Here is an 11,678-nt window from a genome sequence, read left to right as displayed (position 1 = left end):
GTAAAGCGTAGTACGTCTATTTCAGCATTTGATCCGGAGTTCTCGACAATCCGATCGCTTCCATCGCCATATGAATAAATAAATGTGTCACTACCCGCGCCGCTATTAAGTAGGTCGTTGCCAAGACCGCCCAAAAAGGCTTCATTTTGACCAGTTCCGTTGAGCGTATCGTCGTCGACTGTCCCATTGATCACAATCGTGGTTGTAGTATCTGCGATTTTCATTCCAATGTCAGCTCTGGTCCATACGGTTCCATCTGAAAAGGCGACACTCTCGATACCACGATTGCTATTTTCATTAACGCTTTCCTTGGCAAGGATAGACCCGCCGTCACCTGCACCAACGGCACTTTCCGCGATAAGGATCCTGAGATCGTTGCCCTCGCGAACCAATGTCACATCCGACGGATTGATGTTCGTAAATACGATCCGATCATTTGTTCCATTCCAATTGGTCGTCTCGGCGATCGTATCGTTACCGTCTCCACGGGCATAGATGTAGGTATCATTGCCTCCGGCACCATTCAGTGTGTCATCACCCTTGCCTCCACCGAAAGACCCTGATGCACTGGTTCCGATGAGTACGTCGTCCCCATCTGTAGAAGAGGCAAATATCGACAATTGCCTTAGATAGGTAGCATCCCATTTGGTGCCGTTGTCGAAGAGGATAGCTTCTATTCCGTATTGATCGAAATGGAGACCAGCACCTGTACCCCTTAACCGTAAGCTACCCCCACCGTCAATTGAGATCAGCAGATCATTTTCAATGAGCGAAAATGTTACCAGTTCTGGCAGAATACCCGTAAGTTTAAGCGTATCGTTTCCTTGATCAGGCCTCTCATCTATTAGGTCGTCTCCGTCGCCGAAGTCAAAGATATAGGTATCATCTCCATTGTAGCCCAGTAGAGTATCATTTCCCTGGCCGCCAACCAAAGTGTCGTTGCCAGAACGACCATCCAAGGTGTCGTTCCCAGCCTTGCCGCTTAGAATGTTTGCGGCATCGTCGCCAAAAAGCTTGTCATCCTGGGTTGTGCCAATGATGTTTTCGACTTCGGTAAGCGTAGCGATTAGCCTGCCTTCAGAGTTGGATGAGATTGACGAATTCCAAGTCCTTACTTCGCCATTATTCTGCACGAGATCGGCGTAAATGCCTGTAGGTTGATCCACAAAAGTTGCGGTATCAATTCCGTCGCCGCCGTTAAGTTGATCCAAATCACCAAGATTGGATATAGAAACGGCGAGTGTATCGTTGCCGCTGTCTCCGAAGATTAGATCGCTGCCAGCTCCACCATCAATGTAGTCTGCTCCGCCACCGCCTCCGAGGCGTTGATCCAAATATGACCCTATTACTCTATCGTTGACTGAGGTTCCTTGATAGAAAATAGAGCCCTCAGTTGCCCAATAATGAATATCTTCACGATCCCACACAGCTCCATTCGCAAACTCAATTTCATCCAACCCTTGCCCAACGAACTGTCTGTTCCACATGGCTCCTTCATCTACGATCTTGTGATCCGTGGGCAGAATTTTGATAATGATATCAATACCATCAACCAGTAACCTAATGTCATCGGGATTGATGCCAGAAAAAATCAGCCTGTCCTTTTCGAGCAAGGAATGAGAACCGTCGAAAATAAGATCATTTCCATCGCCGATGGCATAGAGGAAGCGATCATTTCCATTTGATCCACCACCATTTGCACTTCCTCTTACAGAAGAGGACTGAAGTATATCATCCCCTGTCCCACCCACGAAGACATTGTCGTAAGTGTAATCTGCAACCAGAACATCCTTAGCGGCCGAGCCCCATACCCATGCCATATCGCGCATTTGTACCCGGTTCCAGGTTGTGCCGTCGGCAAACTGGATGACATCAATACCCTGACCAGTTGTCTCCCACGCCCAGAAGAATCCCTCATTTTCTATGGTTTGACCCGTGCGTAGATCCCTAATTAGGAGATCAATATCGCTGCGAGAGAGTTGGACATCCTCGGGATTAAGATCAGTGAGGATAAGCGTGTCTGTTTCCACATCTGCTTTCGCATGCGATCCATCGAAAATGATGTCGTTTCCATCGCCGCTGGAGTAAATGAAGGTGTCGCTGCCGTTGGCCCCACCCCCATTGGCGCTCCCCCTTACCGGAGCCGACAGAATAATATCGTCGCCAGGATTTCCAATGAAGGTACTGTCGAGCGCTGATGAGTTTTGGAGAACATCTCGGCCATCTGTTCCCCTGACCTTTGCCGCGATTTCTATTTGGCTGCGATTCCAAAAGGAGCCATCGCTAAATTGGATCTGGTCTATTCCGACGGAAGCCGTCGATTTGATTTTCCCGGTGAAAAAGCCGCTAACGGTTATTGATTGTCCAGTATTCAGAACCTTTATATCTAAATCATTGTTAACCTGCGAAAAAAGTAAATCTTCCGCGCCTAAATCCGTAAATTTCAATACATCTACATCGCTCTCTGAGGATGACTCATCGACAATCAGATCATTGCCATCGCCACTTGCGTATATGAATGTATCGTTTCCAGAGCCACTTGAAAGAAGCATGTCATCTCCACGGCCTCCGTTGAAGACGTCGTTACCGTTTCCGGAGTCTTGAAGAATATCTGTGCCGTCTCCTCCTGACAGGTTGTCGTTTCCTGCGCCGCCGATCAGCGTATCGTTGCCTGCGCCTCCGAAAAGATCGTCGTCGCCATCTCCGCCGTTAAGCCAGTCGTTTCCAGAACCACTGTTTCCTGATCGGGCGTCGCCATAAAGTTGGTCACTTCCAGTCCCGCCGATCAGGACATCATGACCGTTTCCTCCAACCAAGATATCATTGCCGCCGCGTCCGTCATAGTAGTTGTGGCCGTCATTGCCAGGGTTATCAAAGCCTACTGAGGAATTGAAAAATTCCGTGTCATCTAGGTCAGACCCATACGCGATGTCGTGTATTCCAAAAATATTATTATGAACAAAAACGCCAGATTTCAGGTCGTAGAAGTCACCAACTCGATTGAATTCGTCTGTGAAACGATAGTCTGCAGGTACAGAACCGAAGTTTACGCCTTGAATATCCAGATCAAGGCCAATATTCACGATTGAACTCATTATTTTCAAACGGTCCCAAGTCGTTCCGTTAGAAAATACGATTTGTTCAATGCCATATTTCGTTGCGTTCCATTCCTGTTCGATGTTGGTGATACCCTCGAACTGATAGGATATGTCGATTGTTTCACCACTTGGCTTTATGTGGATCAAAAGCGACGTGCCCCGTCGTAGTAGTTCGATATCTCCGCTGAGCACATCCTCCAGTATCAATCGGTCGATCTTGTTGGCGTCGTTATTTGATTCGACTATCGTGTCGTTACCGTCGCCGGTCCTCCAGAAATAGCTGTCCGAACCCCGGCCGCCAGCAAGAGAATCATTGGCCTTACTGCCCGTTAACTGGTCGTCGGTTGTGTCCCCTGAAAGGGTATTCGTGCGATTATCACCGCGGATGAAGGCCTGCTTCGCGATCGTTGCCTTGTCCCATACGATCCCGTTCTGAAACTTGATATTGTCTATCCCCCAACCTCCCAGAGAGCCGCTTTGAACGTCCTTTACGAAGAAATTGACACTCACAACTTGCTCGTCGGAGGCATTTATTTGGATAAGCAAATCATTTCCGACACGTGAGAGTTCAACGTCACCTGGCATGATGCCGAGGAGTTTCAGTGTGTCGGATTCGGTTATTATGCCGCTACTATCAGAGATGATGTCGTTGCCGTCACCGACAGCGTATACGACTGTGTCGTTGCCGGCACTGATTAGGATTTGATCATCCCCACGATCGGCACGAAGCGTGTCGTCATCGGCCGTATCGCGAACTAGATTGTTGCGGTCATCGCCGACCGTTGTCGACCTAATGGCTATGTCTTGTCGAGAAAGCTCTTGGCCGTCGGAGAAGCGGATTTTGTCAATACCGCGATTTTCTCTTCCCCAGTTATAGAAGAAGTTTTCAGACAGTATTGTTGAGTTGCTTTCCGAGATCTTGATTTGTAGCGTATCGCCAATTCGCTCGAAGGTTACGTGTTCAATCGTCAGATCTGTGAGTATCAGCACATCTACTTCGGATACAGAAGTTGACTTGTCACGGATAATGTCAGAGCCGTCACCATTTCGATAGATGAATACATCACTCCCGGTACCGGATATGATGACGTCGTCTCCATGACCCGCGTCAAATACATCATTCCCTTCGAGCTTGATCAGTCCATCATCCACGCTTGTTCCCATGACAGCATCGCCTCGGACTATTGAAGTCGCGACTTGTTGCAAAATGCTGTCAGAAATGTCGCTCAAGTATGGGCTTATCGCCGCTTGATATTGTGCACGATCGCCGCCAAATGCGGTCGTGACCATTCCTTCAAGACCGCCCAGTGCTCGTGACAAGTAATCGACCGCTGGCCCGGGCTCCTGTGGCATTAAGCCAACGATCAGCTCTACGGCCTCCGCAATGTTTCCATGATTGTTGTACCCGCTCTCATTAGGATCTGTGAAATTTAGGATTGAATATGAAAAATAAGGGCTATCTACTATTACGTCGAACGCACCACCGCGCATAATTGCGCTTGAGGACACCTGGCTAAGAAAAACGGTGAGCAAAACATTCGTTACATTTTCAAAGCTTGCTTCGATTGCCATGCCAAACTCAGGTCTCGCGGGAGAGGTAGCTACGCCCTGGTTTGCGTATATTTCCTGGTAACTGGTGCCGAAGAACTTTTCGATGAAGGCTAGGTGCTGCGCATTGACATAACTACCTCGGGCACCTTCTTCCACGTTTTCGACACCGGCCCACTTGATGAGCAGATTCTCAAAACGTCCTTTCAAAACATCAAGAGTCAGAGTAGCCGCGTCATCCGCTAGGGCAGTCCAGCCATCACGGAACGACGCGTCTACCGTTGCCTTCCAAGCAATAGAGTTAATCTGACCAGAGCCGGGAAGTTGAGGCAAGAGGGACACGCCAGCACCGATGGTAAATACCGGCGTATTGTCCGCACGGGTGTCCTGGCGGTCTGTCTGAAAATAGATGGTTTGTGCTGCACCGGAAGTGCCGTCTGCCTTTAGGAAGGTTGCTTCGTACCCGAGGTTGTGTCCGTTGTTGGTTCCAGCTATTTTGACGCGCTCAAGTGCTATAGCTGCTATGTCAGCGTCTGAAAGCGTCCGCAGTTCCTCTTGGTCAGATCCACCGTTTTGGTCCAGGTCCTGCCAAATACGCAACTGTGCGAATGCAGCATCGTCGAAATCTATTTTTCCATCGCGGTTATCGTCCAAAGTCTCCAAAACGGCAAAGCCATCTTTTGATGGAGATCCAAACAGTTCGCCAGCTCCATCCACAACTCCATTGTTGTTGGCATCAATTACGAGGATCCCGTCGTCAGCTTGTACCCAACCAGTTTTTTCCGCGAAGCCATCTCTGTCATAGTCGAAGTGGACGTTCGAATCGGCCAGCGAGGATAGCTCGATGCCATCGCCATCGAGGTCGAGGATGAGGGGGTCGCGGAAAATAGCTAGCAACGGTGAATCTGGTAGCCAGAAGGCAAATTCGACCAGTCCGATTGATACTTCCGAAGAAATCTGAGATATGACGTATACTGCGACTGCTGCAATTATTCCGGCCCACAGTGGTGGCAGCGAAACACCTATACTGGCCAGAACAATAGGTGTGAAATGTACAGCAAGCGCCGTTCCTGACGTCGAACCCAAGAAGCCTGCTACAGCCTCTGCAACCTTTTGGGGCATACCTTTCGTCGGATCACTTGGAGTAGCTTGCGCTGACAAGGTGCCGAAACCGTCCACTACCATAGCTGGTAGAAATTGTAGGGCTGGATATGCTGCAGTCAGATGTGGTTTAGCAATAATCACGCCTGCTAAAGCCGCAGAAAAGGCGTCGATTGCTTTGGATAAACCTGCAAATCCGCTGTTATTGTTGTTCTCGCTCATAATGTTATTCTCTTGTTAACAACAATGTATACGTTCCCAATAATAAAGTATAAGCAAATGCTCAGTAATGGAATATTTATTATACCAGATAAAGCGTAAATATTACTCTGACATGCTAAATTTATGTTTCGTATACCTAGTATGTAACGATTGTCATCAATCAAAAATCCGAGTGGAACAGCTGAAATAGAGTTCAAAAAAAATACAAATAATCTATGCTTTTGATTTTTAAATATAGAAAAAATAGAAACAAAAATTGATATCATTATTGCTGGAATAGATATATAATAGAATATAGATGTATTTGCATATAACAAAGAGTCCAATATTTTATTACATATATATATATCACTTCCTCTGTAATTAATGGGGAAAAATCGAAGTCGTGATTGATCTATATAAGCTATGAAAAAGAAAATAACCTGCGCCAAAAATGTTGACACCGAAAGTATTGCTGGCAACAGGGAATACCGTTCGTACATTTGTCCTCAATCTACGTCATGCGCGCAAAATAATCTATTGCTGGGTAAACATGTGAGATATTTCACTCAATCAAGGTGCATATGTGTTGAAGTAAGCCACATCCCCATAAACTCGAAAACACGCTGTTAAATCAACGAATTCACCACTTCATTCTAAATGCCTACGGTATCGGGCTCTAGTATCCTCCTACTTTGGAACTAACAGTAGTGCCAATGAAAATCAACTAGGAATTGCGGGTGTGGGTAATCCTCCCCGCGGATAAGGGGCTTCAAAAGTAGAATTTTCTCAGGCTTGATGCTCGAGGAGATTTTGATGAAGAAGAGCCGGTTTACCGAAGCCCAGATAATGGCTGTGTTGCGCCAAGCGGAAGGCGGTGTCCCCGTCCCGGAGCTTTGCCGGGAGCACGGCATCAGCAGCACCAGCTTTAACAAATGGCGGGCAAAATATGGGGATATGGATGCCTCAATGATGAGCCGGATGAAGGCTCTTGAGGACGAGAACCGCCGATTGAAGCGAATGTATGCCGATTTGGCATGTAGGCCGATCTTCTGAAGGAGGCGCTCGGAAAAAATGACGCGGCCATCTCAGCGCCGGGAGCTGGCCGAGCAAGCAGTGGTGCAACGCGGTGTGAGCATCGCCTTGGCATGCAGGACGTTTGGCGTCAGCGAGACCTGTTTTAGGTATACCGTAATGAGAAGCCTATTTAGCGTTGCATTGAACCGCACCGGGTTTGCCGGAGACCCCAAATCGTGGGAAGTAGAGTCTATTACAAGCAAGACGACAAACAAATTTTCTCCTGAAGTCCGCGCCCTTGCCGTTCGAATGGTGGCGGAACACGAACCCGAACATTCATCGCGCTGGGCGGCGGTATCATCGATAGCGGCCAAGATCGGCTGCTCGGCGCATACCCTCCATGAATGGGTGAAGAAGGCCGAGGTCGACAGCGGCAAGCGTGCAGGTTTGCCGAGTGACGTGGCTGAGAAGATGAAGGCTCTGGAACGGGAGAACCGGGAGCTTCGTCAGGCGAATGAGATTTTACGCAAAGCCTCGGCATATTTTGCCCAGGCGGAGCTCGACCGCCCACTGAAGCGATCATTTCCTTCATCGACGAACACCGCTCGGTGCTCGGGGTCGAGCCGATCTGCAAGCTTTTGCCGATTGCCCCGTCCACCTATTATGAGGTCGTTGCCAAACGCACGGATGTAGACCGCCTGTCGGCCCGCGCCCGACGCGACATGACCATGAAGGTCGAGATACGCAGGGTGTTCAACGAGAACTTCCAGGTCTATGGCGTTCGGAAAGTCTGGCGGCAGTTGCAGCGGGAGGGCGTCGATATTGCTCGGTGCACCGTCGCACGGCTCATGAGAATGATGGGGCTTCAGGGCATCATTCGCGGCAAGCCAGTCAAAACCACCGTGTCGGACAAAGCCGCACCGTGTCCGCTCGACCGCGTGAACCGGCAGTTCTATGCCCCCGCGCCGAATATGCTGTGGTTATCCGATTTCACCTATGTCGCGACCTGGCAGGGCTTCGTCTACGTGGCCTTCGTCATTGACGCCTTCGCCCGCCGCATCGTCGGTTGGCGGGCAAGCCGGACTGCTCATGCGGGCTTTGTGCTCGATGCCCTCGACCAGGCACTTCATGATCGGCGGCCCGTCAAACGTGGCGGACTGGTTCATCATTCCGACCGCGGATCGCAATACGTGTCTATTCGCTATTCCGAACGGCTGGCAGAAGCGGGCATCGAGCCGTCGGTCGGAAGTGTCGGCGATTCCTACGACAAAGCTCTCGCTGAAACGATCAACGGTCTTTACAAGGCCGAGGTCATCCATCGGCGAGGACCGTGGCGAAACTTCGAAGCCGTGGAGTTCGCCACGCTCGAATGGGTCGACTGGTTCAACAACCGCCGCCTGCTTGAGCCCATCGGGAATATCCCGCCCGCCGAGGCAGAAGAACGATACTATGCAATGCTGGACGCGCCAGCCATGGCCGCATAACTTAAACCAAACGGTCTCCGGCAAAGCCGGTGCGGTTCAGATCGAAGTTTTCAGCGCTTATTCGCTTGCTTTGGCTGAGGCGCGCTTCATCATGAAGGCATTTTGAGCTGTCAAGAACGGCTACTTTTGCTCCTATGCACGACGTGCGCCAAATTTGATATCAATATATGATAACACTCGAGCAAAAGGGCGCCGCAACACTATGCAAAAGCGGATTTATATTTACGGATACACGTATAAATAGCGTAATTTCTTCGCGCTGGTTGCGCCAAGTTGCTACTTCGGGCTATGAAGCATCCAAGTTGGAGTCACATTCTGATCCAACCTGTTCATGCCAAATACTTCATGGAGTTAGCGCTTGGTCTAGAAAAGGAAAACCGCTCCCGAAACAATCCGGAAGCGGTCTGCAGAACAAAACCCTAAGCAAGTTTCTTCTCGCAGACCTTCCCTCCGATGTCAATCATCAAAACACCTTTTCGGTGAGCGGCGGAGCTTTGTCTGGCCTCTTTCAGGAGACGGACGATGGGGGAACCCACACAACAAAAGCGGCCGACAGGTCGCAGAATGACAAAGGAGCGAGCCGAATTCCGGCGACTGGCGCAGTCAACGGAAATCGGAACGGTGACGCGCGGGCAGATTGCGGTACTTGCAAAAAACCTGATGACAATCGGAATGATCACGACCGCAGAATATGCGTTGCTGGAAGCCATCATCACGACCGCCAAGGCAGACGCTTTCGACAAAGGAGGGCGGCCGATCGTCTACAAGTCGAACCGACAGCTCGGCTATGACATCAATAAGTCGCCAGGGCGCATAAGCCGTATTCTCTCGCGCTTGTACGACCTCGGGCTTGTCACCATGCAGGACAGTGCAAATTTCAAGCGTTACCCGATCCGTGACGGCGAAGGAGATATTGCCGACGCCTGCGGCATTGATCTGCGTGTCCTGATCGCTCGGCACCATGAACTTGATCAGCTGGTGCGCCAGAAGCGGGAAGAGATTCGAGTTCGCGACAGCGCGGCGCGTCGCTTCCGGGACGCTCTGCGTGCCGCGAGATATGCCTTGGTGTACTCGACAGATAAAGGAGAAGGCAATCTCCGGCGGATCGGGTTCCGTGTTGAGAAGATCGCGGTCTTCATCGGATCAGCCAGACACGCGCCGGCTCACACCATCCGCAAGGCCGCAATGCTTTTGGAGTGGCTTGCCGACCGACTGCGCAACGTGAAACGGACTCCTCAAGCGTCCGACATAGATGCAAATATGACATGCACGGATGTCGAAAACGACATGCACATACAGATTACAACCCCGAAGCCTTTTGAAGCTCGTAATGATGAACGGCGTTCGGCTAACGCCGAACACGTCACTTCGCTAAAGCCTGGCTCCGCCTGCAAAGCGGCTTTTGAGACAAGCCTGGGGAGCCGTTCGCGCCAAAGCAATAGGCAATTGCAAGCGCGGCCTTCAATCGTGGCGCTGAAAGATGTGTGGCGGGCTGCGCCCAGCCTAGCCGAATATGGCTACCAGCCCCCGCGCAGTTGGGCGGACCTGGACCGAATCGCCCCCAAACTTTGCCGCATCGCAGGCGTGTCCGAAGACGCGCGCCAGCGGGCCGTGGACCTAATGGGGCAGCAGGCGGCTGCCGTTGCGATCGCTCTGACGTTTGAGAAATACACGCGCGCCGAAATCAGCTCGCCGGGCGGGTATTTGCGGGCCATGACAGACCGCGCCGCGAGCGGAGAGCTTCATCTGAACCGCTCGGTATTTGGGTTGGCAGCCCGCAATTCTATGGAGGCGCGCGCTTGATGAATATTCGCTTGGTGGGAGCCGCGCTGGCTGCGCTTCTGTTCACTGCCTCCGCTGCATCGGCCGACTATTCAGGCCAGGCGCGGGTGATTGATGGAGACACCTTCAGCATTCGTCAGCAGAGGATCCGCATTGCGGCTATTAATGCTTGTGAGCGCGATCAGACCGGCTTCAAGAATGGCGCGATATGGAGGTGCGGCATCGAGGCACGACGGTTCCTCGCCAGCTTGATCAGTGGCAAGCATGTCCGCTGCATTGAAGTCGATCGAGACCAGTACAAACGCCTTGTCGGCCGGTGCTTCGTCGATGGCACGGATATTGGCCTCGAAATGGTGAAGGCGGGCCAAGCGAGCCTCCTGTTGCGTTATCTGCCAAGATCCCACCCGATCGATCTGGACCAGTATCGCCGCACCGAGGCAAGAGCCCGACAGCGAGGCCAAGGCTTGTGGGGCGCTCAGGTCGAATCCCCCTCCTCGTATCGCCGCAGCCATTCCGGCAACTGAACGACTGGTGGCGTTGATATGGGTGACAGATGGTGAGATCTCACGTGGTGGCGCAACTCTCGGCTAACCCAGCCACTTGTTTCAGGCTGCTGGTTCGGCTGCATGCAGCACAATCCCGCCCTTGACCTGTGCCGATGTCCTATTTGGCGAGGTGACGTATTGCTGCAAGCGCTCAGGCCCCACACCCCCAATGTGGTTGCTCTTGATGCCCGTTCGCACGGCGACGCGGTTGGCGCAAGGCCGTTCGTCTCCAAATTTTCCCCGCCTCTAGCTTCCTCGCGAAACAAAATTTGTCCCCGCCCAGCCTCCTTCGCTGCGCTCTGGCCTCCGGTGCGCACCGCTTGTTCCCGTGCCTTATGAACGATCATCGCAACCACCATAGAGGAGTGATTAACATGAGCATGACCAACTTCATCCAGTTCGACAAAGACGACATCGACAACGCCAAGGGAACCGGCCTCATCTCCACCATCGACCGGGACCTGGACATCAAGGTTACACCTTTCGACTCCACCAACGAAAAGGCTCCGACGCATCGCGTCTATGCCAAGTCACCTCGCGGCCACGACATCGAAGTTGGCGGCATCTGGAAGAAGACCAGCGGAGAAGGGAAGCCGTACTACACCCTCTCCATCAAGCGCCTCGGCTTCAACGCCAACTTGGGCCGCTACCCCGGCCAAGATGACGTGGCACTGCAGGCCATCATCGAATGGGAACCCCGCGATTGATCGCTCTGGGAGCCCGATCTCTGATCGGGCTCCCACCATAAAAGAGCTGATTACCCCGCATTCTCTGGATATTCGGCTCTTTTGTGCTAAGTGAAACAGTAACTGGAGGCTCTGCCAATGAACGTTCATGCCCCTCGCCCCGATCGCTCTCCGGAAGCTGTTGCAGCACGGAAGAAGGCTTCTGATCAGGCACGC

General features: G+C 51.6%; 5 protein-coding genes, 1 pseudogene and 1 other annotated feature. Of the genes and pseudogenes, 5 read left to right on the top strand and 1 reads right to left on the bottom strand.

The genetic code is table 11. The features are described 5' to 3' along the window. Positions 1-5,969, bottom strand: a 5,969-nt coding sequence (locus tag E8M78_RS16190; RefSeq protein ID WP_205910250.1) for a calcium-binding protein, incomplete at its 3' end; no start/stop codon positions are given. 795 nt (positions 5,970-6,764) lie between these two features. Here E8M78_RS16190 and E8M78_RS16185 point away from each other — a divergent pair. The 5 genes and pseudogenes from E8M78_RS16185 to E8M78_RS16165 all read left to right on the top strand — a co-directional run. Further along, a pseudogene (locus E8M78_RS16185) lies at positions 6,765-7,139 on the top strand (transposase); the annotation flags it as partial. Between the two features lie 135 nt (positions 7,140-7,274). Next, positions 7,275-8,449 (top strand): IS3 family transposase gene (locus tag E8M78_RS16180; RefSeq protein ID WP_205910251.1). Its coding sequence is split into 2 segments (ribosomal slippage): positions 7,275-7,512 and positions 7,512-8,449, totalling 1,176 coding nucleotides; the frame shifts between segments, so codons are not numbered across the junction. Further along, positions 7,502-7,618 (top strand) — a sequence feature (AL1L pseudoknot). (Overlaps the previous gene by 117 nt.) Before the next feature lie 522 nt (positions 8,450-8,971). Further along, positions 8,972-10,252 carry a plasmid replication protein RepC gene (repC, locus tag E8M78_RS16175; protein WP_137136035.1) on the top strand — a complete coding sequence of 427 codons (1,281 nt, stop codon included), beginning with the start codon at positions 8,972-8,974 and terminating at the stop codon, positions 10,250-10,252. Next, positions 10,252-10,755 (top strand): thermonuclease family protein, encoded by a 504-nt coding sequence (locus E8M78_RS16170; protein ID WP_137136034.1) that lies wholly within the window; start codon positions 10,252-10,254, stop codon positions 10,753-10,755. Before repC ends, E8M78_RS16170 begins: the two co-directional genes overlap by 1 nt. A gap of 395 nt (positions 10,756-11,150) precedes the next feature. After that, complete coding sequence (locus E8M78_RS16165) at positions 11,151-11,483, top strand: DUF736 family protein (RefSeq protein WP_102022171.1); 333 nt, start codon at positions 11,151-11,153, stop codon at positions 11,481-11,483. The last annotated feature ends 195 nt before the right edge of the window (positions 11,484-11,678 follow it).

Source organism: Rhizobium sp. FKY42, from assembly GCF_005222835.1.
Lineage (GTDB): Bacteria > Pseudomonadota > Alphaproteobacteria > Rhizobiales > Rhizobiaceae > Neorhizobium.
Note: the sequence above shows the minus strand (reverse complement) of the source record. Positions and strands in the feature narration are given on the sequence as shown.

Excerpts from the sequence above, each read along its gene's own strand:
- repC (WP_137136035.1), top strand. The coding sequence starts at position 8,972 with ATGGGGGAACCCACACAACAAAAGCGGCCGACAGGTCGCAGAATGACA.
- E8M78_RS16170 (WP_137136034.1), top strand. The coding sequence starts at position 10,252 with ATGAATATTCGCTTGGTGGGAGCCGCGCTGGCTGCGCTTCTGTTCACT.
- E8M78_RS16165 (WP_102022171.1), top strand. The coding sequence starts at position 11,151 with ATGAGCATGACCAACTTCATCCAGTTCGACAAAGACGACATCGACAAC.